Source organism: Flavobacterium erigeronis, assembly GCF_054075165.1.
Map to the genome: position 1 here is coordinate 443,910 of NZ_JBSKGP010000004.1, position 24,216 is coordinate 468,125.

Consider the following 24,216-nt stretch of genomic DNA (forward strand, 5'->3'; position numbering starts at 1 on the left):
TTGTTTTTTGGTTTGATTGGTTGAAAAAAAGAGCTGTCGGCAAAACAGCTCTTTTGGTCTTTCATAGAAAATGGCTTACTAATTCAGATTCTAAAATGAAATAATGAAAGACGACTATTAAAAATTTTAGATTGCAGATTGTTGATTTTAGATTTTGGATCCAGGAAAACTTTGTCAAAGTTTGAAACTTTGACAAAGTTGAATTCTCAAGACTGAAAACTATTTATCAAGCGATCCCGATTTAATGATAATCATTTTATCCAATTGAATGTATTTCTTAATCGCGTCATTTACCTGCTGTAAAGTCGCTTTTTCGATATCTTTCGGATACTGATCGATGTAACTTGGCTCTAAACCTCTTTCGATAAAACTTAAAATCGTTCTCGCCATTCCGTTTGTGGTAGACATTCCTACTTTAAAACTTCCAATTAGGTTGGTTTTCTTGTTTTCTAATTCAGATGCTGTGATGCCTTCTTTTACCCATTTATCTACCTGAACCATTGTAGCATCTAGACCTTTTTGAAATAAATTCGGATTGAAAGAAGCGTTTACAAACCAGTAACCGCCAGTTTCAATGTTACCGCCTAAACCTGAAGTAATGTTGTACGTTAAACCATCATTATCACGAACCGTCTGCATTAAACGTCCAGCGAAACCTGCACCTAAAGTATAATTTCCTATGTAAAACGGAATATAATCAGCATCGGCTCTTTTTAATCCTGTAAACTGACCGATGAATAATTCTGCACTTGGTTTTTCTGGAATGGTTACCAATTCTGTTTTTGCAGCAGCTTTTACAGCTTCTTCAAATTTCAGTTTTTCAGTAACTCCGCCATTCCAATTTTTGAATGATTTTTTTAAAGAAGCGTTTAAATTTGCGCCATCTGTATCACCTACAATTACGAGACGCATAGAAGCTGTTCCGAAATATTTTTTGTGGAAAGCTTTTACTTCATCCAAAGTTGCGTTTTTGATGTTTGCAATATTTTCTTCAACACTTAAACTGTAATTTGGATTTCCTTTCGGATAAATGGCTTGCGATAAAGCAATGCTTCCTCTTTCGCCTGGATCATTCAAATCTTGTTGTGTATTTCCGATAAATTGCTGTTTTAAGTTTTCGAATTCTTTAGCATCAAACAACGGATTTCTCAATTCTTCAGCCAATAAAGCAATGACCTGATCCAGATCTTTTTTCAAACATTTGAATCCAATATTTATCTTAAATGTAGAAGCATTCACATTTAAAGAAACTCCCAATTTTTGCAGTTTTTCTGAGAATTTAAACTTGTCATTTAAGGTTGTTCCTTTTGATAGCATCGAAGCAGTCAGCGCTGGAATAACATCATTTTTAGTTTCGCTCGCATAATTTCCTAACGAAATACTCGCTGCAACCGTAACAAAATCTTTTGCTGAAGTTTTAACTGAAACTACATCAATTCCAGATACTTTTTCTCTTTTGAAAGCAGAAGCCGATTTTTCGATTAACGTTTCTGTAGAAATTACTTCTTGCGAGGTATTTTTAATTGAAGTTGGAACTGACGAAACCTCTTCGTGAATATGTCCTTCCTCTGAATGTCTGTAATAAAACGGACCATTTTCTGGCATATAATTACTGGCTTTTGCTGAATCATTATTTTGAGCGCCAGCCTGCTTCGGAATAAAATATCCTGTTGTGCTCTGGTCTTCAACCAAATATTTATTGGCTACACGCAAAACATCCGCCGGAGTTACTTTTTTCAATCGGTCAACTCCTGTAATGTAATCTGTCCAGTCGCCAGAAGCAATCGCTTCGTTTAATGCCGATGCAATAACTCCAGAACCGTCACGTACTAAAATAGTCTGCGCGCTGATTTTTGCCACAACTCGGTTTACTTCTTCTTGAGTTACACCTTCTTTCTGAATTTTAGTTACGACTTCGCTGATTTTAGAATCAATATCTTCGTGTTTTGAAGTGGTTGGAAAACCAACTCCAATCGTTAAAAGTCCAACTTCTTTAAAGTTTGTTGCTTCAGCATAAGAATATATTCCTAAACGCGTGTCTACGAAAGTTTTGTTTAAAATTGCTGATGGACCAACGCCAATAATCTGAGCTAAAATATTCAACGCAGGAAGATCTTCATGTAACGCTCCTGGAATTTTATAGGCTTTGCTTACAACGCCCAATTCTCCAGGTTTTTTCACTACAATTTTACGCGCACCATATTGCTGAGGTTCTTCTGTGTAAGGCTGAGGCATTACATTTGGCGCTTTTGTAATTTTTCCGAAATACTTTTCGATCAATTCAAAAACATTGTCTTTTTTGAAATCTCCGATAATCGTTAAAGTAGCATTATCTGGCCAGTAATAGGTATTGTAGAAATTTTTTAATACTTCAATCGATGCTTTTTCAATATCCGATTTCCAGCCAATTGTAGAATGATGATACGGATGTGCAATGTACGCCGAAGCCCAAATTTCTTTATCTAATAAACTATTCGGATTGTTTTCTCCACGCTCAAATTCGTTGCGAACCACTGTCATTTCTGCTTCTTTATCTTCTTTCAATAATAAAGAATTACGCATTCTGTCTGCTTCGATTTGAAGTGCCAATTCGATTTTATCGCTTGGCAATGTTTCAAAATAATTCGTACGATCGTACCAAGTCGTAGCATTTAACTGTGCTCCAGTATTTTGCAGAACATCAGTAATTGTGTTTCCGTTTTTCTTGTTGAAAGTTGGCGTTCCTTTAAACATTAAATGTTCTAAAAGGTGCGTTGATCCAGTGTTTCCTAAAACTTCATGTTTAGAACCTACGCGATATACAATTTGTACAGTTGCAACAGGTGAAGCATTATCTTGCAACAGCAAAACATTCATTCCGTTGGGCTGGTATAAATATTCTTCGATTCCGCCTAATTCTTTAATTTTCTTAAAGTTAACCGATTTGCCTTGCGCTGACATAAGGGCGCAGAAAGCTAATGAGCAATAGCCCAGAAAGATGTATTTTTTCATTTTTTTTAGAGTTTATTGGAGTGTTCTGTATCTAGTGTTCAGTGTTCAGGTCTTTAGTGTTCAGTTACAATTCGGTATCGGACTGAACACTAAAAAACTGATCACTGAATACTTAAAAATTTACGATTTGCTGAAAATCTCTTTCAATTTAGATTGCAATTCAGCTTCTCTAAGGTTTTTAGCTACGATTTTCCCGTCAGGTCCAATTAAGTAGTTGGTAGGAACCATTTTTACACCGTATAAAACAGCCGCTTCATTTTGCCATCCTTTTAAATCAGAAACGTGTGTCCAAGTTAAGCCGTCTTTTTCGATTGCTTTTTCCCAAAGTTTCTTTTTGTCGTCTAGAGAAACTCCCAAAACATCAAAACCTTTATCATGATACGTTTTGTAAGCTAGAACTACGTTTGGATTTTCTTTTCGGCATGGACCGCACCAAGAAGCCCAAAAATCTACTAAAACATATTTTCCTTTGTAGTCTGATAATTTCACGACTTTTCCGTTAATATCCGTTTGAGAAAAGTCAGGTGCAGCAACACCAATCGCCGTTTTTTCATTAAGATCGATTGAAGCTTTTAATTTTTTTCCGTAGAATGATTTCTGAATTTCTGGAGATAAAATCGTGTAATATTCTTTTACTTTTTCAGGAGTTCCGTAAGACACAATTCGGTCTTCGATAACCAATGCTCCACCTAAATTATCTTTGTTTTTTCTAATGAATTTATCTGTCAGATCATCCGCGAAAGCGCCCAAATCTTTCCATTTTTTATCCATCCTGGTTTGCTGTTCTGCAGTTAGTTTTACTTTTCCGCCTTGTGTTAGCGAATCAGATAATTTGTAAATCGGACCTGCAATTGCTTGTATTTTTTTGAATTCGTTATCGTAGTACGATTTGTAGAATTCGTTTTGAGTTGCTCCTGTTACTTTAGCTTTAAAAACAGAATCTTTTTTTGCCTCAACCGTAATGTCTTCATTATCTAGAAGAAAATACGCTCCGTATTCTTGCCCTTTAATTTTTATTGTATGAAATAAAGGTTCTCCCGTTTTTCCAGTAAAAGTAAATGCACCTTCTTTTACCTCGGCAGAATCAATGATCTTTTTATCTCCTTTTTCGTCTGCATATTCCAAGTAGACGATTCCTTTGTCCAATCCAGCAATTTTACCATTAATGGTATATCCTTCTTTCTTAGCACAAGAAGTAAGCGCTGTCGCTATCGCTAAAGCGAATAGGCTCGATTTTAAAATTGTACTTTTCATGTTATATTTTTTATTTTAATTGATTGCGATGTTTTTTTTTTTTAAAACACATAGAATCATAGATTTTGTAAGCCTTTTAAAAGACGTTTCACTTATTAGAATAAACATAGCTTTCTATGTGTAAAAAATAAATTTCTTTATATGTTTCAATATTATAGATCAGTTCATTTGGTAAACTGAACACTAAAAGACTGGTCACTGACCACTAAAATCCTTAAGATTTCATAAGTTCCTTCAGCTTAGCTTCCAATTCTGCACCTCTTAAATTGTCCCCAATAATTACACCTTTACTATCTACTAAATAAGTTGCCGGAATGGTTTTTACATTGAATGCTTTGCTTACTTTATCATCATCATACAAATTTGGCCATTGCATGTTTTCTTGACCTAGCGCTTTCTGCCAAGCTTTTTCGTCCTTATCAATCGAAATACTTAAAATCTCAAATCCTTTATTTGAATATTCTGTGTAAGCTGTTTTTAAATTCGGAATTTCTTTTCGGCAAGGAGCACACCACGAAGCCCAAAAATCTACTAAAATGTATTTTTTTCCTGCAACAATATCCTTTGCATTTAATGTTTTTCCGTCTTTATCTTTTAATCCAAAATTTGCAATGCTTGTTCCGATTAATGATTTCGGATTCAAATCTTTATCTACTACTTGGCCATAATAGCTTTGCTTTGCAGCTGGAGAAAATTGTTCGTAAATCGGTTTTTGTTCTGGAGTAAAATAGCTGTATTGCGTCATCATAAAAAATGGTCCCCACCAGTTAGTTTTATGTCTTGCTATAAGGTCTAATGTTGTTTTTTCTACTTTCGTAAAAAAGGCTTTTTCTTTTGCTTCAAAAGCTTTCCATTCTGGAGTATTTGCAATTGAATCCATTGTTTTTTTGTTTCCTGCAACTCTAGCTTTTGAATACAATTTGCCTAATTCTTCAGTCCCTTTATGATATTCAGCATAATCATTATTCAATTCTTCTTTAAAAGCAGTTTCTTTCAGATAATAATCATGAGATTTTGATCCCGTAATTACTACATTTTTAAACGAAATCCATTCTCCTTCGTTATCTGAAACTGTTCCAGCCGCTGTAATTTTTATTTTTGAATTTTCGACCATTACAGAAATATTTCCTTTGTTTTTACCAAAGACAACATAGAAAAAACGAGGTTCTTTTAATTTTCCTTCAAAAGTAAATTTCCCGTCTTTTAATGCCGTTTCAGCAACTGGCAGTTCAGATGAATGTGTTGCTCCTGGAATCAATTTTACGGCTGTTCCGTCGGTTAAACCTGTGATGTTTCCTTCAATTGCATAAGAAGAAGTTTGAGCTGGTCCCGTTTTTTTCTTTTGTGCCTGAATGTTTATTGAAACCATAAACAAGCAGATGCATAATCCTAGTATTTTGTTTTGAATTGCTTTCATTTTTGATTGATATTTTTAGAAAAAGCTTCCCTTTCGGGAAATCTAATCGGGAAGCTTTTAGATTATTATTTTGATACGTTTTGTGTAATTGTTCCGTTTCCTGGATTTTGCGTTGCTCCTTGCGGGAAAGGCGATGTCCATAAATGAGAATCAGATTTTAAGGTGTAAGTAGTTCCATTTACAACTTTGCTAAAACTAACTTTATAAACACCTTCTGCATTTAAACGTCTTGCATCTGCATAAGGAATAAGAGTCTGTACAGATTCATTATTTTTTGTTTTGAAAATAGCATTCAAAGCAGTTGTTTTATCTGTAGTTGCAATATCCTGATACGATGCAGGAAGAATACGTGTTTTACGAATTGCATTTAAAATTGCCAATGCTTCGCTGATTTTATTATCACGTGCTAAACACTCGGCTTTAATTAAATAAACCTCAACAGTTGTAAGTCCTCCAAAATTGTACATTCCTGACAATATCGAATAGTAATAAGTGTCAGCACCCACGGTTCTTATTTTCCAACGAGATTTTAAACGTAAATCACCCGTTTCAAAACGCGCCGCTCTTTCTACTGGAATACTTGGTTCTCTTCCTAATGAACGATTTGATCCGTGTCTAAACATATAATTTTCGACATTGTTATAACCCATTGGCGATACAGCAGTTGTGTATGAATTTGGCACATCTATAGTTGTCTTATTTGCTTCGTAAAAAGCTACCCAGTCAAATAATTTATTATTTTCTGCCAATGCCAAATCTGCATATTTTAAAGCTTCTGTATAGTTATTCATTTGTAGATAAACTCTTGAATAAAAAGCGTAACCGGCTCCTAAATTAGGGTGCAAAGCGGTTTGAGAAACCTTTGGCAAATACGGTAAAGCTTCTTTAATATCATTCAGAATAAAATCATACATTTCCTGAATGGTTACTTGTTTGCTTGGCGCATTAATATTGGCACTTGTAATTAACGGAACTGACAATTTTGTAGAAGCTGTAGAAGCTACATAAGTATCTGCATAAAAATTAGTTACATAAAAGAAGTTCATGGCACGCATTATTTTTGCTTGTGCCCAAACCACTCTCTGTTCTTGCTCAGTCGCTTGGGTTGTCGAAAGCGCATTTTCAATAATTAAATTAAAAGCTGAAATTCCGCTATAAGCTGTATAATAGTACGATTCGTCTGATACCTTTATTGCAATACGATCTGCATTTTCGTCCCACATATAATTGGCATTATACAATCTATTGCTTGTTAGTGAAGCGGCTGTTACAAATTGGTCATTTAATACGTGATTAGCTCCTAGAATATCTAATCTTGTGTTGTATTCATCGCGTAAAAAAGCTTCATAATCTGCTAATGTTTCTGGCGATTTTGCTCCTTTTGGCACATCGTTCAAATAGTCTTCGCAAGATGCTAAAGTCAATCCTAAAGCCAATACGCACGCTACTTTTTTATATATATTTTTCATCGTCTAGTCTTTATAAATTAGAAATTAACATTTACTCCCATAACAAAACTTGGAGATATAAAACCGCCTAGCATGTATTTGGCATCTCTGCTTTTGGCAAAAGTGTATACGTTTTCTGCATTCAAATTGAATCGTACTCCGTCTAGTTTTACTCTTTTAATAATGTCTTTTGGCATTTGATACGCTAACGAAATGTTACTCAATCTTACATTTGAAGCATCCAAAATATTAATATCTGCATAAGAATAAATAGTACGAGATTCTGAATTAAAATCGGCTTCATATTCGTAAACCGCTCTCGGAACATTGGTATATGCTTCGTCTCCTGGCTGCATCCAACGATTTGCGATATTATTGTTTACCACCGTTATATCCGTTACATAACCTCCCAGTGCACCATTGTAAGTGTTACTCAACATCGGTAGGAATGTGTTTCTCACTTTATGTCCTAGCTCATAAATGAAAAGAGCCGAAAGCGAGAAGTTTTTATAATCGACAGAAGTATGAAAAGAACCACTGTGTGTAGGAACTGTTGAACCGTAATCTTTAATTGCGTCTAACTGGCCTGGATTATATTTTACTGTAGTTCCTGAAGCATCATAAACTTGAGGTACTCCTGTATCGCTCAAGCCTGCCCATTGGTAACCGTAAATGGCGTTAAAACTGGTTCCAATTCTAGGATAAGCCGTTGGGTAATCTAATTGTAAATAGTACACAGGAGCTTTTACATTTACAAAATCTACTGTATTTTTATTATAGGCATACAAAACAGCGGCATCCCAAGAGAAAGAAGGCGTTTTTACAATTGTTCCTCTTAAAGTAGCTTCGATACCTTTGTTGGTCATTTCTCCATTATTAAGCGTGTAAGAAGAATATCCAAATCCTTCTGTTGGAATTCCTTGACTGGTTGCTAACAAATCTTGACCTTTTTTGTTGTACAAATCTAGAGTTCCGCTTAATCTGCTTTTAAAGAATGAAAAGTCTAAACCAATATTTGTTGTTGTTGTTTTTTCCCAAGACAACTCAGGATTTGGTCTTTTACCCACACTTCCATAAGTTCCTCCAACATTGGCATTAGCATAATAAAAAGCGGTTAAATAAGGAGCCGAATCTTTAGCAATGTTTCCTGCAATACCATAAGAACCACGCAGTTTAAGAGCATCAACCCAATCAACATCAAAAAATGATTCATTGTTAATATTCCAGCCCGCACCTACAGACCAGATAGGTTTGTTTTGGTATTTGCTATCTGTTCCCCAAAGGTTTGAACGATCCCAACGAATGCTTCCAGTAAGAGAATATCTTTTGTCATACGTATAACCTCCTGTAGAATAAACAGAAACATAACGGTTCTGTAATTCTTTTTGTAATCCAAAATCATTTTGTGACATATATCCACCAAAAACAGCTCCGTATACTTTTAATAAATCGGCTTGATTTATCGCAGTAAAAGATAAGGCTTGTGCATCGTAACCATAGCGTGTGTTATCATTATATTCTTGTTTAGAATGACGGATTTCCATACCTGCAATAGCAGAAAAATCATGCTTTTCTGCAAAAGTCTGATTGAAGTTCAATTGCTGACGGAAATTATAAGCATTAGAGAATTGGTTGGTTTCTTTAATAATATCTCCATAAGGCAAATTGTAAACTGCTTTGTTATTAGCAAGTGTTACCAAACCATTTACTTTATTTCTAACATAATAGGATTCTTTAGCAAACAATTGACTTGCACGATCTGAAGCAAACTCGTATTGGAACATAGCGTTGTAAGTAAAAGCGTGGCTGAATTTTACATTAAACTTGGCAAATGTTCTGTTTAAGAAATTTTTGTTTTCAGTTAAATTTCTTCCTAATTCGTCCATCGGCGTAATATCCATGTTGTAAAGACCATAAGTCTGCATAGAATTAAGCGTAAAATTATTGTAGCGAGAAGCAGCAGTAGAAACAAAATTAGTTCCGTCGTTATTTACTAATTGATTGTATGGTTGCCATTTAAATCCAGGATTGTCTGAAACATTTGCTGGATTAATAGGATTATAATACTGAGTATCTCCGATTCCGTAGTTTAAATAAGTTCCTAAATCTAAAGAAAGCCAGTTGTTAATCTGAGTCGAATTTTTCAAATTAATACCAACCGACTGATTTTCAGAATACATATCTTCCAACTGATTGTCTTTATAAGTGATCGAAGCATTAAAAGTATTGTTTTGACTTGCTTTCCCTAAACTAAGGTTGTGCTGCATGAAATACTGATCGCGCTTAGCATATTTTGCTACATCATCGTAGTATTTATAACCTTGAGCCCCCAGTTGGTTTAAACGATTATTCATATCTGCCTGCGTAATATTTCCGGCGTAACCATTTAAAATAGTCTGCATTCCCAAACTGGTAAATGCTGCATTGTTTAATAATGATTGTGCATAAGTATTGGCATTAGCGGTTTTTAAATTAGGATTTCCTTCTGCCCATCCTCTTTCTAAACCAATAATATCAGCAGAACTAGTAAGATTGCCAGTATAATTTCGGTAAGGTGTAACAGTCAAATTGCTAGAAAACGAAATGTTTGTTTTTCCTTCTTTTGCTTTTTTCGTTGTAATTACTATAACTCCATTTGCCGCACGAGCACCATAAATAGAAGAAGCTGCCGCATCTTTTAAAACCGTAATTGTTTCGATGTCTTCTAAGTTTAGGTTAGGAAGATTTTCTTCGATATTTGAATAAGGTGTTAATCTAGTATTTTCAACAGGAAAACCGTCAATAACATATAACGGAGCTGTAGCATTAGCATTCATAGAGGTCGTTCCACGAATTTTTCCGTCTTGATATCCGACAATACGTCCTTCTAAAATTTTGTCTAAACTATTTAAACGCTGCTCTTGAAAATCTTTAGCTTTTAAACTAGAAAAAGACCCTGTTGCTTTTTCTGCAGAGATATCCTGATAACCCGTTTTTAAAACTAGCCCTTCAAGCTCCAAAACATCTTCTTTCAAAACAACATTGATAACACTTCTACCTTCAACTTTAATTTCTTGTCTTACAAATCCTAAATAAGCAAAAGCCAAAGTCGTTTCACTGCCTACCGTAATAATCTGATAATCTCCATTAAAATCGGTCTGAACACCTCTTCCTGAACCATTATCAGAAATTGCTGCACCTACCAAAGGCATCCCTTTTTCGTCTGTAACTCTACCTTTTACGATAAAATCGGCTACAGGCTTTTTCTCTTCCGCTGGTTTATCGGCAGAAAGTTTTTTGGGAGTCAAAATAATATGGTTTCCAGATACTTTAAAATCGGTACTGGTATTATTAAAAATTCTATTTAAAATAACTTCGATTGAGGTTTCGTATGCATTTACATCGATTACTCTGTTTAAATCTACAGATCTTACATTATAGACAAATCTATAATCTGTAGTATATTCCAATCTTTCAATCACTTTGGCAACGGTCATATTGCTGGCATTAAAAGAAATCTTGTTTTTTTGAGAATAAGTGGTTCCGGCGTGCATTACTGTTAAGGCAGTTAGCAGAAATAATGTGGTCAATTTCATTTTCAAATCAAATTTCAAAAAAGGCTTATCAAACCTGATTCTGTTCAAGAGTTTTTTCATACTTTTAAATGTTTTTTTTAATGTTGGTTGGTTAATTAACTGACCGCATATACTCTACCGGGAAATGTTGGCGCATTTTCCGGTTTTTTTATAACGATCCTTCATTTTGGATTTTTGTTACATAGGCATCTTCTATTTTAGATTTCTGATTGTAGATTTTAGATTTAATCCTTTGTGGATTATTGAAATTCTTAATTCTTAATTCTTAATTCTTAATTCTTAATTCTTAATTCTTAATTCTTAATTCTTAATTCTTAATTCTTAATTCTTAATTCTTAATTCTATTTAATCGTTATTTTATCTCGGTCAATAGTATAATCAATGGCGTAGCTGTCGCTAAAATATTTCAAAACCACTTCAATCGGTTCATTGTCAAAACGAGCGTTAAAAATTTCTTTTCCGAGTGCTTTATTTCGGTTAATGAAAGTCACATTGTATTGGCGCTCTAATTTTTTTATAATAGCATCAAAAGAAGCATTTTTAAAAACCAGACTTCCTTTTACCCAATCGGTATAATAATCGGTGTTCACCTGTTCGATTTCAATTTCACTCTGTCCTTTCTCGCTCGAACCTTTAGAACCTGGCGTTAAGTAAACCTGATTCTGGTTGGTTTTATGATCTTTATAAAGCGAAACTTTACCTTCAACCAGCACAACATCAGTACTGCTATTGTTACTATACGAGTCTACATTAAATTTGGTTCCTAAAACCTCAACATTAACTTGTTGCGCATTTACTGTAAAAGGATGTTTTTTGTCTTTACTTACTTCAAAATATGCCTCACCCGTTAAATAGACTTGCCTGTTTTTATTTTTAACAAACTGCACCGGATATTTAAAAGAGGTTCCAGAATTTAAATGCACCAAGGTTCCGTCTGATAATTGTACATCAAATTTTTTCCCGTACGGAATTTTCAATGTGCTGTAAACCAATTCTCCTTCTGTAAAAGCTTTGTTGTAAACCAATTTGTTTTTGTCCTGTTTTCCAATAACATTTCCATCTTTATCCGTTACATTTTTTGCACCAGAAATATCAATAGTTTCCGACGATCCGTTTCCTAATTGTAAAACAATCTCGTCTACTCTCGGAATAATAACGTTTTGTTTAACTTGCTCGGAACCAGAATTTTTATAGAAATAAAATCCGCCCAAAGCCACAACCAAAATCGCAGCATATTTATAATACGATGAAAATCTTCTTTTATAAAAAACATTATTTTCTTTCGAAATTCTTTCTGAAAGCTGTTTTCTAACTTCAGAAGAATCAAAAGTGTTCAAAGCAGTATCAATTGCATAATTGGTTTTTACAAAATCCTTAAATACAAGTTGATTCTCTTCTTCTTTTAACCACTCTGTAAGCTGCTCAATCTCTTCTTGAGAAGCTTGATTTGTGATAAATTTAACAATTAGTCTCTCTGACTTTTTTGCTGTCATTTTAGTCGTTTTTAATATTATTACGAAGCCAAAAAACAAAACCCTAACAATTTGATAAAGTTTTTTTCATTTTGATGAATTTTTTATTTTTCACAAGTGTTTTCTTTCAACAAAACTCGACTAATTTGGTAGAAATTATAAAGTAAATGATTTATATTTGCATTTTTTTATTTTTCTATTTGTAATAATTTTCAAATAGAAAGGCAAAAAAGAGGTCGATTTGAGCAAATTCAGTTTACTTTTTGACCTAAAAAACTATTAATTTATATATTTGTTTTTATGAAGATTGATGATTACAGCGATAATACTATTCTAATTGAGTCTCTTAGAAATGGAGATGAAAGCGCATACACGTACCTTATCGACACGTATCATCATAAACTTTGTGTATATGCTAACAGCTTGGTAAAGAACGTTTACAGTGCCGAAGATATCGTACAGAATGTTTTTATTAAGGTCTGGGAACAGCGCACGAGATTAAAAACAGATCATTCGCTGAAAAGTTTCCTTTACAAACTGGCCTATAATGAGTTTATCGATTTATATCGAAAAAACCAATCTCTCTTTTCTCTTGAAAAATCATATTATGATGCCTTAAACGGAATTGTCCAGGAAGAAGATTCTGAATCTTTTCAAAGGGTTTTGAATGCGGTAAACAAAGAAATTCAAAATTTACCGCCAAAATGCAAGGAGGTTTTTATTCTGAGTAAAAAAGAAGGTTTAACCAATATCGAAATCGCAGAACATTTGGATGTTTCCATTAAAACGGTTGAAGCGCAGATTACAAAAGCATTTTCAATCTTGCGCTCTTCATTGGAGGAAAAAGTTAGAAGTGTGTTGTTTCTTTTGTTTTCTGCTAAAAAAAAATTCAGACTAAATAATTTAATCTGAATTTTCCTTTTATTGTTTCAAGGCATAAATGAATATCTTATTTCTTCCTTCTCTATTTTGGCTCAAAATAAAATCTTGTCTCTTGCTTCTTGTTTCTATACAGCGTCTCTCATCTCGCTTCCTTCTTCTGTAAAATCCAAAACAGGCGTCTTCATATCATGGTACAAAAGCACTTTCCAATTTTGTTCTTTAGCTTCAATTTCCCATTTTTTTCGAGATTCCATGGCACGTTTTCCATCGAAATCGGTTTTGTAGGCTACAGGAATTTTTAAATATCTTTTTTGTGGCAAATCATCTGCTCCATAAAAAACAATTTCGCCATCAGCTTTAATCCAAAATACTTGTTGAAACTTGGTATGTCCTGCCGTAACTTCAAAGGAAATTTCGTCAGTTATATTGCCACTGTCCTCATTTAACAATTCAACGTTTGGTAAATTTTTCAGCTCATTTAATATTTCAGGAACGTAAGACGGATTTTGCAATTGTTCTAAAGCGTAATTTATTTCTCGTTCTTGAATATAAATTCTCGCATTTGGAAAATTTTGAACGAATTGATTATTTTCGAAATAACCGATTCCTTCAATATGATCTTTATGCAGATGCGAAACCAGAATTTTAGTAATCTGTTGAGGTTCGATATTATTTTTTCTTAGCATTTCATAAATAAACGGAACGCCGTTATTTACAAATCCTAAACCGAAATCTATTAAAATAACATCATTATCTGTAATAACAAGAAAGGGCTGAATCGCCATTTTTAAACCAGTTTCGGTTGTGTTTTCTTCTAAAAGCTGAAATTCTTTTTGAGAATTGACAATATAATTTCCTTCTTGTAAAGCTATAATTTTCATTTTGTTCTGCTTGTAATTTTACAATAAAGCAAAGTTCTTAAGAATTTCTATATTTGTAAAACCTTATTTTTCGATAAAATCAATCGATAAAACCGATTTAGAAATGGAACTTCGTCAGCTTAAATATTTTCTAAAAGCAAAAGAATTACTGAATTTCACCGAAGCTGCTTCTGCACTTTTCATCAGTCAAAGTACATTGTCACAGCAAATAAAACAGCTCGAGGATGAACTTCAAGTACCGCTTTTTAACCGAATTGGAAAACGAATTACACTGACTGAAGCTGGAGATTTATTTGCCGTTTATGCACAGCAATCGGTAAACAAAGCTTCTGACGGATTGGAAGTATTAAAAGATTTAAATAATCTGGAAACTGGAAAAGTTGCCATTGGCGTAACGTATGCACTCCGTCATGTAGTTACAAAAGCTTTGATTTTATTTAGTTCTGAATATCCAAAAATTCAGTTCGAAATTATCTTCGGAACTTCGCAGGAACTCATTCAAAAACTCAATCATTTTCAGCTTGATGTAATTCTGACTTTTGAAGAAATTGCTTCTGAAGCACATTTTAAATACCTCGAATTATTTACCTCGCCAATGGCTTTGGTTACCTCATCTGAAACTGCTTTAAAAAATAAAAAGACCATTTCTCTGGAAGAAATCAGCACATTGCCGCTTGCAATGCCAGCGGGCGGTTTCAGCACGACTCAATTTATCAGCAAGGCTTTTGAAAAAAGTAATTTACATCCAAAAGTCACGATCGAAATAAATGATATTCCGACTTTATTGGAATTAATTAAAACAGGAAAATGGCATACAATTTTAACGAAAACTACAATTGAAAACGAAAAAGATTTGTACGCAATTCCGATAAGCGGTAAAAATATGACGCGCACCGCAATGCTTATTTCTTTGAAGGAAGTTTATGAGAAAAAAGCGGTTACAGCTTTTTTGAAGGTTTTGACAGAGAATTTGAAATGATTTTTTTTTAGCCACGAATTTCACGAATTACACTAATTTCTTTTAATTTTAATTCAATTACACTAATTGTTCTAATTCGTAAAATTCGAATAATTAAAACACAAAGTGAATAAATTGGTGTAATTCGTGAAATTCGTGGCTAAAAAAAAACTTACTTCAAACTAGCTTCAAAAGGCGAAGCTGGCAAGTTTTCTTTATTGTATAAATTAGCTTCTGCAGGATTATCAGCCCAAGCGTAGCGTACTTTTACAGGATTTGCAACGGCATCATTCCAAACTACAATTTTGTCGCCTTCGATAATTGCTTTTGCCCAGACAAATTTTCCGTCAGCTCCTGCAATGGCAAATTCCTTTAATTCATTTCCATTTTTGATTTGCAATCCTGTTCCAATATCAGAAAAACTTAGAATTAGTTTATTTCCGTTTTGTTTCATTGATTGAAAAAGCGGACCAGAAGCTGTTAGATTTTTCTCACCATAAACCAATTTTCTAGCTTGTAATGCTAACCTAGCTCCAACATCGTATTTATCTAAAGGATGAATATCGTTCCATTCTCCTAAATCTATTGTTATCGCCAATCCTGTATTTGGAACTTTCAACGTGTTTAATTGCTGCTGTCTCAAAGCAGCCCAATTGCTCTCAGTAGGTTCCATTTTTGGTTCCATAAAATTAGGCAATTGCACCAATAAAAACGGCAATTTTTCCTGCTTCCACTGTGCACGCCAGTTCGAAATTAAAGCTTCCATCAAAGCACCATATTCTAACGGTTTTCTAGTATTGGCTTCGCCTTGATACCATAAAACACCTTTTATTGGATATTCTTTTAGCGGTGCGATCATGGCATTATAAAGTCCGACAGGTTTCCAGCGCACGAAAGTTTGTCCCGGAAGCGGCTCCATTTTTGAACCTAATTTGTATTTCCAAGTTCCTTTTAAATCGATGGTTTTATCGCCAATAATGAGCTCGTAAGGTTTATCGGTTACAAAACCTCCTTTACCCGAATTATTGATGATTCGAATGGTAATTTCGTTTTTTCCTTCTTTTAAAACATTCGCATTAAAAGAGTAAATTCTTGGCGGATATTGGTATGAAGTTGTTCCAACGAAATGTCCGTTTACAAAAACCGAATCGGCATCGACAATTCGTCCTAAAATCAATTTTGCGTGATTTTCATTTATTTTTTCGAGAACAAAATCTTTTTTAAACCAAACCGATCCGTTTGTTTTTCCCAATTCGCCATCTGCCCAATAACCAGGAATATTCATGGATTTCCAATCGGAATTATCGATCTCATTTTTCCATTTATCTTTTAATCCAAGATCGGTATTGTTTACTAATTTATACCATTCTGAGCTTACTTTACGATCGTTTTCGTCGATCTGTTTTTCGAGTTTTCCGTCTTTAAATTTCAAATATTCTTGCTCATATTCTGGGAATTTTTTAATACTTTCTTCACTGATCCATGATTCTGCTGGAGAACCTCCTAAAGCACTATTAATTAATCCGATTGGAATTTTATATTTTTCGTAAATTTCTGAAGCGAAGAAATAGCCAACTCCTGTAAATTGTAAAACGTTTATAGGATTTGCTTCTACCCAAGAACCAGATGAAAAATCGTTTCTTTCTTTTGCAAAATAATATTCGTCAGGCACTAAAAATTGTCGAATATTTGGATTAGTCGATTTTGCAATTTCTTCTTTGTATTTGTCTTTAATGCGATCCATCGGGAGTTCCATATTCGATTGTCCTGAACACAGCCAAACATCGCCAAAAAGAATATTTTTGAGCATAATTGTGTTGGATGCTTTCAAAATCATTTCGTACGGTCCGCCTGCTTTTTGCGACGGAATCTGAATCGACCATTTTCCATCTTGAGCTGTTGTTGCGTTGTATGTTTTATGATTGAAATCGAGTTCTATTTTTTCATTTGGTGTTGCCCAGCCCCAGATATTGACTTTGGTATCGCGCTGTAAAACCATTCCGTCGCTTATAAGTCTCGGAAGTTTTATTTGAGCGTTTATGCTAAAGGTTATTAAAAATACTAATAATACTTTTTTCATTACGTTTTTACTTTTTGTTGCGAGTTTTTTTTCTGCCACGAATTCACGAATTTTTTATTCATTACTTTGTCTACAACAATCGAATTTCACGAATTATAATTCGTGAAATTTGAATAATTTGCAGAAAGTAGGTATTAGAAAAATTCGTGAATTCGTGGCTAAAAAATCTACTCATACGTATATAATTTTATTTTTTGGATTTCGTAATCGCCAACTGAGATTCTTAAATGTCTGCCTTGATGGGTTTGATCTCCGTTGAAATGCCTTATTGTTCTCCAAACTTCATTTTCAAATATTCCTTGATCTGTTTTTAAAATTCCTGCATTTAGGTTTTCTTTTAAAGACTTAAAAGTAAGCACAATTCCGGAACCCGAAATGTAAAATTCATCTTTGGCGATTTCTATAATAATCGCACTTGACATTGGCCAAGTTTCTGCTTTTGCTCCATCCGACCAATTTAAGGTATAATCGTGTTTGAAAGTAAATTCATAATCGCCCATTTTAATAATTTGGGTATTATTTTCTTTGTCTAATAAAACCCCATCGATTTTTCCTTGTCCTTTATATTTTTCAATTGTTGGAGTTAACTGTTTTACCAAATCGTAGATTTTGCCTAGAGGTTCTTTTTTAGTATCGGCAACAGATTCTATCGAAAATGGCGAAAAACCAATGGCTTCGTAATGCCCGATAGCGTATAATCCTTTGAACGGCGCTGTTTCATCAAATTTATGTTCTGGAATAAAAAGCGGATCGCCTTGACGTGTGAACAAATCATTCCATTGTTTGAAGGAAGGATTGTAGAAATCTGGCGCTAAAAAGTCTATTGCATTTCCTGCGGCTTTCCAAACGTCCATAATATGTGGCAACGGTCCTGCACTTGGATATTGTCCTGGCTTTTTTTCTGGCGCGTTTAAAGCTGCATTGACAAACATCGGAATTGGATAAGCGTCTTTTCCTGCTTTGGCCACAATATTGGTGAATTTTGAAAAATACCAAGCCATAAAAATTTCGTCTGTATGCAATCCTTTTCCAAATATTCCTTCCCAATTTCCTTTGGTTTTGAATCCATTTTTCTTCCAAATTTCTAAAAATTCGGGAACTAGTTTTTGTTTGTTTTTTTCTAAATATTTCATCAGCTCATCTGGAACTGGCTTTTGAAATTCAGCATTCGCTAAAGGATGATAATCTCTTGCGGTTGGCAACATTCCAATTTCATTTTCAACCTGAACCATAATTACGGTTTGGTCTTTCTGGTCGAAATCTTTAATATGTGCCATCAGTTTTTTGAACGCATTCAAATCGGCTTGTAGATTGTTTTCGCTGAAAGGCGTTAAAATTTCGTGGCTTTTATTTTTATCATCTTTAACTCTTGGATATTTTTTCTGATTGAGTTTTACCCATTCTGGTGCGTGACTTGACATGCTGTTTTTCCAGGATCCAAACCAAAGAAAAACGAGTCTTAGGTTTTCTTTTCGTGCGCGAAGAATTAAATCATCAACCAATTGAAAATCAAATTTACCTTCTTGCGGTTCTATCAACTCCCAATAAATTGGTGTTAAAACCGTGTTGAGGTTCATATCCGTCAGTTTAGTCCAGATGGTTTCCATGCTTTCAATACTTGTTGCCGATGAATTTCCTAATTCTCCTCCTCGTATTAAAAATGGTTTCTGGTTTACAATTAACTGTGTCTTATTTCCTATTTTCTGGAGATGAGGTATGTTTTGAGAAAATCCGAAATGGATTGTAAATAAAGCCGCGAGGAGAAAACTGTTTTTTGAAAATGGAAACATGTTTTTTTGTTTTTAACATTAAAAATAAACAAAGCAGCTTTGTCAAAGTTTTAAATTTTGACAAAGCTTTTGCTTTTATTGTGCAGATGGATTGTGATAATGCATTGTGTACCCAAGGTTGAAACCTTGGGCTATGTTCTACAATATTGTGCGCTTCGACTCCGCTCAGCCTGACAATCGCAAACAACAACCTTAATAGAATTATTTACGGTTTTTGCAATTCTCCAGAAAATTCTAAACTTACATCTTTTCCTGCCAATCCATCAGCCGTGCCTTTATATGCATGTTTGCGAACATAATTTGCATCCCAAAGATTTGGAGATTCATTTGGAAGCCAGTATTCATGCTCTTTAGAATTATCTGAAACTCCCCAAATCGTGATTCCGTATTGCTGAGCCGCAGGAATGTATTTTTTGTACATATCAATTACATATTGATACATTTCCGCCTGAGATGCTTGCTGTGCAACTGTTGGTGTAGCGGTTCCTAATCTGATATCTAATTCAGAAATTTTAATCAATTTTCCTGTAGCAGCCAATTTTTGGAACATTTGAACAATTTTGTCTTTGTCTGTTGTTAAACCAATGTGCATTTGCGTTCCTATTCCGTCTACGGTAGCGCCTTTTCCTTCGATATATTTTACATATTCGATTAGTCCATCGCATTTATCTAATCTAGACTCTAAATTATAATCGTTAATGAACAATTTATCTGTTGTGTTTCCGTATTGGCGTGCTAGTTTGAAAGCGGTTACAGCATAATCTTTTCCAAGATATTTCACCCATGAGAAATAATCTGTAGCTGTATCGCCTTCTGTTCCGTTTCTTAATGTTCCATCTTCTTTCATTGGTTCGTTTACAACATCCCAAGAGAAAACGCTTGTTTTGTAGTGTGTCATCATTTTAGAAATCCAATCGGTCATTGCATCGGTAATAATTTTAGTTTTCTCTGCTTCTGTTTTTTCAATTGTTACAGGAGCTGTTGCGCCACCGCCAGCAACTGAACCGTCTGTTACAGTAACACTATCAATATAATATGTTCCTGCTGCTCCACCTAAATCAAAACCAAAACCTGTCTCACCGCCTTTTGCTGTGATTTTCCATTCGATTTGCTTCCAAGTTGTCGTAGTTGCCTGATCCCCTTGGTAACTTGCCACTGTTCCTGGTGTAGTTGAACATCTTACAGAACCAGCCGCTTCAGAACGAATCATATAAGAGATTGTATAACTTTTTCCAGCTACTAACGGAGAAGTAAATGTAGTTTGAATTTGAGTTTTCCATTGGTTTGAAGCGTCAGATGTAGCGTTTACCACTTTCATTGCACCGTTTCCTTCATAAACATTTGAAGCTCCTGTTGCAGCACTTAAAGCATCTGCCGCTCCGTTGGCTTTAGTCCATCCTGTTATTCCAGAATTAAAATTTCCGTTAGAAACCAAATTAACCGGCCCAGTAGCTGCGTCAAGATCTACAACTGCCAATGTATTGGCATCTATCAAATAGGTTACGTTAGGCAAGTATCCTAAATCGATATTAAATTGAAATGTTGTGCTTCCTGCTTTAAAATCGCCTGGAGCCAATTTAATTTTAACTTGTTGCCAAGATGAAGTTGTTGCGAAAGCTTCTGTCCATGATCCTCCCGTAGCAAACCAATCTTTATATGGATATTGGTTGCTTAATGAAGCATTAAATGAAATACGCCCTTTTCCGGCAACATCAGATTTGATATAAAATGAAATTTCATAATTATGCCCTGAAACAATTGGCACGTTTGGCGAAGTTAACTGCAAACTATAAGCTGCTGACGAACTTGCACTTGAAGCTAATTGAATTGCTGCAGAAGTACTAGTTAATCCTGAATTGGCAACAGTTGTAATTCCTTTTCCTGGATTATTTCTAGCCCATCCTGTAAAAGTTCCGTTTTTAATAGGTGTTAGATCCAAAACATTTGTTCCGCTTGAACCTGGAATTACTGTTGGGGCAATAATACCGTTTAGATAACTTGCATTTTGGTTGGAATGCCAGATCAACGTGTGTCCGAAAACTTTTAATCCAGCGCTTTTTGTAGCTGCGATAAAAGCATCTACATTGGTAAAATTAATTTCTCCTTTGGAGTTTACCATTGCAGCGTGTTTCATTTCGTAGCCAGGCGTTACCTCATCAAAATTTTCGTTTACTATTTTTCTATAATTGGCATCGCTCATATATAAACTTATTCCGATTCCGTTTCCTAGAGGAAAATCAGAATAGTTTTTTAACGGTTCGTAGCGTCCTATTTTTTCAACTAAAGCCAGCGGAAGTTCTGCTCCAGTTACTTCTCCATGCTCTGGGTCTTTTCCCCATTCCATCAAGTTGTCATCGCAAGATGCGAATAACAGCAATGATGAAGCAATTACTGGTAATATCTTTATGTATTTCATTTTGGTCATGTTTTAGTTAGGGAAATCATTATAAACTGGTGTATCTAATGGCACAATTCTCCAGTTGTCTGTGTACACTTTTACAGAAGTTGCTTTTGAAGGGAATTCTACTTCGCTTGTATTTCCTAGTACATCTTTCATTTTTACATCGGCATTTTCGAACCAAATACCAAAGTTTTGATACGTTGCTGCTTCGCGATAAGCTAAAACAGTTTCAAATGTAGCCGCTTCTTTAGACCATTGATAAAATTTATTTAATGGAATAGTAATAGTGACCCAGCCTGTAGTTTGGAAAGCAACTGATTTTCCGTCAATAAGCCAAGGGATATAGTTGTAAACACCTCCTGACCAAGTTCCTGCATTGAAATTATTGATGGTACATATTTTTAAATAACCTGAATCTTTCCACGCATCTGGTACATAGATATCAAACTGAAAGGCTACTTTATCCAATGGAGTAGTTGCGGGAATGAAAGGAGTCAATTGTGCTCTCCAATTGTCTACACCTGTTCCTCCTGTCCAAACTTCTGTTGCTCTACCTGTAGCGGCTGCAATTGAAGCAAGACGCGATGGACGATGCGGTACATATTTTCCTTGCGACATATTTCCTGCACCAATAGGCGTTGATTCTATATCTGTTCCTAAAATCATACCTGTAGCTGGAGGAGTTCCCCAGAAACTGTGCTGTCCTCTTCCATCAAAATCTAAAATAATTCCTCTTTTACAATTGAAATAAGCAGGAGAATAAACGCCTCCGTTTGAAGTCTGTACAAATAATGAACCTCCTAGATCTGAAACTCCCGTAGGAACTGTAACTGTAAACGAATCTCCATCTTCATCTGAGGTAATTCCAGATGTTACTTCAATATTTCCTGGAAAAACTACTTTGCTAACTTCTGTTAAACCTGTCCCAGTAACTGTAATTGTTTCTCCGGCATTAGGTATTGTGTTTGAAATATTGGTAATAGCTGGTTTTCCTGAACGAATTTCAAACGGAAATGAAAATTCGTTGGAATCATTTACAAAACGAATGGTATTTCGTACTGATGGATCTGCATCTAAAATTGGCGTATCTGCGGAAACGCTTACCAGCATTGAATTATTAGATACAAAAACAACATTAAAATAAGTTGAATATCCGTTAATGTATACTTTTTTAAGTCCTTCAAATCCTGAACCTTCAATACGCAAAAGCTGACCTAAACGGGCAAAAGTAACTTCTCTATCTGGTACAGATGAATTTACATCTTCTAAAAATACTTTGGTGATTGTAATTGCGCCGCCTTCTGAATCGTTGTTGTCGCAAGATGTAAACAGCATACTGAAAACCATCATGCTAAGCAATGCGATGGATGCCCAATACTTTTTATTTAAAATATATTTCATATTTATGTCTTTTAGTTTTTAGTTCTGAAACTAGAATAAGTCTTTTATTTTTTCTTCTGTAAACTGATACGGAACAGGATTTTCTCTCAATAACGGATTCTGAACTAATTCAGATTCTGGATAAGGAAGCGTAAAAATGGTCGCATCGATTACACCAATGGCTCTAGGGCTTGTACTTTTTGAAGCATCAACTGTAACTGTATTTGTTGCTGTATCGTACAAAATTGGAGTAATTACGCCTCTGTTTTGAGCTGTTACATAGTTGATTACTTCTTGCTGTTTGTAATAGGCTCTGCGAACTAAGTCGTACCAATACTGGCCTTCCATACATAATTCTACCCTTCTTTCGTGAGCAAGATCTGCATAAGTCAACATTGTTTTAGGATCTAAACCTGCGCGTGTGCGAAGTCTGTTTACCACTGAAATTGCCGTAGCGTCTGCTGTTGAAGCATTATTTCCTAAAGCTGCTTCTGCGTAATTTAAATAAACTTCTGCCAAACGCAACATGTACGTATTCAGCGCCGAATTCATACGGGTAATTTTTGAGTTGTCTTTTGTAGAACCTACAACTCCTTTTTTAACAGTCAAGAAATCTTTACTGTGATCAACCGTATAACCGCCATTTGCTTTATTAATCTCAGGATAATGATCATCATCTCCCATCCAAGTTGCTCTACGGCGAAGATCTTTTGACTCGTATTCTTGTAAAACATTATAAGAAGCTCTTGTCCAATATCCCCAAGCAGCATCGTCGCCCGTAATATCAGAACCTAATGCAAAATAAGCTTGCTGTGTGTTGTTTACACCAAAATCTCCATTTGGAACCCATTGCAGTGCAAACATCGATTCGGTATTGTTGTTATTGTCGATCATGAATAAATCTTCATAATTTGCCATTAAACTGTAAGGTCCAGAACTCATTACTTTTTCTGCCGCTTTTTTAGCTAAATCCAAATATTCTTGGTTACGAGTTCCGCTGTTCGGGTTATCGCTAACTCCTGAAAATGACAAGTATACGCGAGAAAGCATTCCGAAAGCGCTGTACTTTGTTAAACGTCCAGCCTGACCTGCAGTTTCTGGAAGGTATTTTGCAGCAAATTCTAAATCACGCATAGAAAATTCGTACACATCCTTCATTGGATTTTTATTTACAAGCGGATTTTTAACCAATTCACTCGGATCTGTAGAGATAATTACATCTCCCCATAAAGAAGCCAGATACCAATAAGCGGTTCCTCTCATAAAACGAGCTTCAGCAATATATCTGTTTTTAATAGTTTCATTTAATGGACTTCCAGAAATTCCGATAATCACATTATTGGACTGCTGTACAACATTATACAAAGATGCCCAAGCCGAAACTAATGGCCCTGTTAATCCTGTTTCTGTTAAATCGGTGAATGGGTATACGTAATCTGAGAACGGTGCGTACATATTTGCTGCACGTCCGTCTCCTAATCCGTAATAAAATTTATCATTAAAATCGAACCAAACTTTATTGTACAATGGTCCCGTTGCAGCCTGAAAATCAGACTCTGTTTTATAAAAGTTCTCTTTTGTGATTACATCGTTTGGTTCAACATCTAAAATGTCGCTGCAACTCGTCCAAACAAATGGCAATGCAATAATTAGAGCCGTGTAAAATATTTTCTTTGTTTTCATTGTG

The 24,216-nt window shown here is 34.9% G+C and carries 14 protein-coding genes; 2 read left to right on the plus strand and 12 right to left on the minus strand.

Annotated features, from left to right (window positions below):
* Positions 1 to 219: 219 nt before the first annotated feature.
* The 6 genes from ACWA1F_RS10725 to ACWA1F_RS10750 form a co-directional block, all read right to left on the minus strand.
* Positions 220 to 2,991, minus strand: coding sequence for a M16 family metallopeptidase (locus ACWA1F_RS10725; protein ID WP_456893745.1), 2,772 nt, complete (start codon positions 2,989 to 2,991; stop codon positions 220 to 222).
* A 120-nt stretch (positions 2,992 to 3,111) separates the two neighbouring features.
* Positions 3,112 to 4,245, minus strand: coding sequence for a redoxin domain-containing protein (locus ACWA1F_RS10730; protein WP_456893746.1), 1,134 nt, complete (start codon positions 4,243 to 4,245; stop codon positions 3,112 to 3,114).
* A gap of 214 nt (positions 4,246 to 4,459) precedes the next feature.
* A complete protein-coding gene (locus tag ACWA1F_RS10735) occupies positions 4,460 to 5,662 on the minus strand; it encodes a redoxin domain-containing protein (protein ID WP_456893747.1) in 1,203 nt (400 codons plus the stop codon).
* A gap of 65 nt (positions 5,663 to 5,727) precedes the next feature.
* Complete coding sequence (locus tag ACWA1F_RS10740; protein ID WP_456893748.1) at positions 5,728 to 7,131, minus strand: RagB/SusD family nutrient uptake outer membrane protein; 1,404 nt, start codon at positions 7,129 to 7,131, stop codon at positions 5,728 to 5,730.
* A gap of 17 nt (positions 7,132 to 7,148) precedes the next feature.
* The gene (locus ACWA1F_RS10745) at positions 7,149 to 10,745 is read right to left on the minus strand and encodes a SusC/RagA family TonB-linked outer membrane protein (protein WP_456893749.1); all 3,597 of its coding nucleotides are present in this window, start codon (positions 10,743 to 10,745) and stop codon (positions 7,149 to 7,151) included.
* Between the two features lie 281 nt (positions 10,746 to 11,026).
* Positions 11,027 to 12,178, minus strand: coding sequence for a FecR family protein (locus tag ACWA1F_RS10750; protein ID WP_456893750.1), 1,152 nt, complete (start codon positions 12,176 to 12,178; stop codon positions 11,027 to 11,029).
* 279 nt (positions 12,179 to 12,457) lie between these two features.
* Here ACWA1F_RS10750 and ACWA1F_RS10755 point away from each other — a divergent pair, with 279 nt between their 5' ends.
* On the plus strand, positions 12,458 to 13,069 hold the full coding sequence (locus ACWA1F_RS10755) for an RNA polymerase sigma factor (protein WP_456893751.1): 612 nt from the start codon (positions 12,458 to 12,460) through the stop codon (positions 13,067 to 13,069).
* A 95-nt stretch (positions 13,070 to 13,164) separates the two neighbouring features.
* Here the strand turns inward: ACWA1F_RS10755 and ACWA1F_RS10760 are convergent, their stop codons facing one another.
* Positions 13,165 to 13,920, minus strand: coding sequence for an MBL fold metallo-hydrolase (locus ACWA1F_RS10760; protein WP_456893752.1), 756 nt, complete (start codon positions 13,918 to 13,920; stop codon positions 13,165 to 13,167).
* Between the two features lie 103 nt (positions 13,921 to 14,023).
* On the opposite strand from ACWA1F_RS10760, the gene ACWA1F_RS10765 reads away from it, so the two are divergent.
* The gene (locus tag ACWA1F_RS10765; protein WP_456893753.1) at positions 14,024 to 14,899 is read left to right on the plus strand and encodes a LysR substrate-binding domain-containing protein; all 876 of its coding nucleotides are present in this window, start codon (positions 14,024 to 14,026) and stop codon (positions 14,897 to 14,899) included.
* A gap of 151 nt (positions 14,900 to 15,050) precedes the next feature.
* Here ACWA1F_RS10765 and ACWA1F_RS10770 read toward each other — a convergent pair whose 3' ends face one another.
* From ACWA1F_RS10770 to ACWA1F_RS10790, 5 genes are all read right to left on the minus strand, one after another.
* The gene (locus ACWA1F_RS10770) at positions 15,051 to 16,958 is read right to left on the minus strand and encodes a sialate O-acetylesterase (RefSeq protein WP_456893754.1); all 1,908 of its coding nucleotides are present in this window, start codon (positions 16,956 to 16,958) and stop codon (positions 15,051 to 15,053) included.
* 167 nt (positions 16,959 to 17,125) lie between these two features.
* Complete coding sequence (locus ACWA1F_RS10775; RefSeq protein ID WP_456893755.1) at positions 17,126 to 18,748, minus strand: GH35 family beta-galactosidase; 1,623 nt, start codon at positions 18,746 to 18,748, stop codon at positions 17,126 to 17,128.
* 205 nt (positions 18,749 to 18,953) lie between these two features.
* Positions 18,954 to 21,164 (minus strand): endo-1,4-beta-xylanase, encoded by a 2,211-nt coding sequence (locus ACWA1F_RS10780; protein WP_456893756.1) that lies wholly within the window; start codon positions 21,162 to 21,164, stop codon positions 18,954 to 18,956.
* A gap of 12 nt (positions 21,165 to 21,176) precedes the next feature.
* Complete coding sequence (locus tag ACWA1F_RS10785) at positions 21,177 to 22,550, minus strand: glycan-binding surface protein (protein ID WP_456893757.1); 1,374 nt, start codon at positions 22,548 to 22,550, stop codon at positions 21,177 to 21,179.
* A gap of 30 nt (positions 22,551 to 22,580) precedes the next feature.
* The gene (locus tag ACWA1F_RS10790) at positions 22,581 to 24,212 is read right to left on the minus strand and encodes a RagB/SusD family nutrient uptake outer membrane protein (RefSeq protein ID WP_456893758.1); all 1,632 of its coding nucleotides are present in this window, start codon (positions 24,210 to 24,212) and stop codon (positions 22,581 to 22,583) included.
* Positions 24,213 to 24,216: the final 4 nt, after the last annotated feature.

Excerpts from the sequence above, each read along its gene's own strand:
- ACWA1F_RS10725 (WP_456893745.1), bottom strand. The coding sequence starts at position 2,991 with ATGAAAAAATACATCTTTCTGGGCTATTGCTCATTAGCTTTCTGCGCC.
- ACWA1F_RS10730 (WP_456893746.1), bottom strand. The coding sequence starts at position 4,245 with ATGAAAAGTACAATTTTAAAATCGAGCCTATTCGCTTTAGCGATAGCG.
- ACWA1F_RS10735 (WP_456893747.1), bottom strand. The coding sequence starts at position 5,662 with ATGAAAGCAATTCAAAACAAAATACTAGGATTATGCATCTGCTTGTTT.
- ACWA1F_RS10740 (WP_456893748.1), bottom strand. The coding sequence starts at position 7,131 with ATGAAAAATATATATAAAAAAGTAGCGTGCGTATTGGCTTTAGGATTG.
- ACWA1F_RS10745 (WP_456893749.1), bottom strand. The coding sequence starts at position 10,745 with ATGAAAAAACTCTTGAACAGAATCAGGTTTGATAAGCCTTTTTTGAAA.
- ACWA1F_RS10750 (WP_456893750.1), bottom strand. The coding sequence starts at position 12,178 with ATGACAGCAAAAAAGTCAGAGAGACTAATTGTTAAATTTATCACAAAT.
- ACWA1F_RS10755 (WP_456893751.1), top strand. The coding sequence starts at position 12,458 with ATGAAGATTGATGATTACAGCGATAATACTATTCTAATTGAGTCTCTT.
- ACWA1F_RS10760 (WP_456893752.1), bottom strand. The coding sequence starts at position 13,920 with ATGAAAATTATAGCTTTACAAGAAGGAAATTATATTGTCAATTCTCAA.
- ACWA1F_RS10765 (WP_456893753.1), top strand. The coding sequence starts at position 14,024 with ATGGAACTTCGTCAGCTTAAATATTTTCTAAAAGCAAAAGAATTACTG.
- ACWA1F_RS10770 (WP_456893754.1), bottom strand. The coding sequence starts at position 16,958 with ATGAAAAAAGTATTATTAGTATTTTTAATAACCTTTAGCATAAACGCT.
- ACWA1F_RS10775 (WP_456893755.1), bottom strand. The coding sequence starts at position 18,748 with ATGTTTCCATTTTCAAAAAACAGTTTTCTCCTCGCGGCTTTATTTACA.
- ACWA1F_RS10780 (WP_456893756.1), bottom strand. The coding sequence starts at position 21,164 with ATGAAATACATAAAGATATTACCAGTAATTGCTTCATCATTGCTGTTA.
- ACWA1F_RS10785 (WP_456893757.1), bottom strand. The coding sequence starts at position 22,550 with ATGAAATATATTTTAAATAAAAAGTATTGGGCATCCATCGCATTGCTT.
- ACWA1F_RS10790 (WP_456893758.1), bottom strand. The coding sequence starts at position 24,212 with ATGAAAACAAAGAAAATATTTTACACGGCTCTAATTATTGCATTGCCA.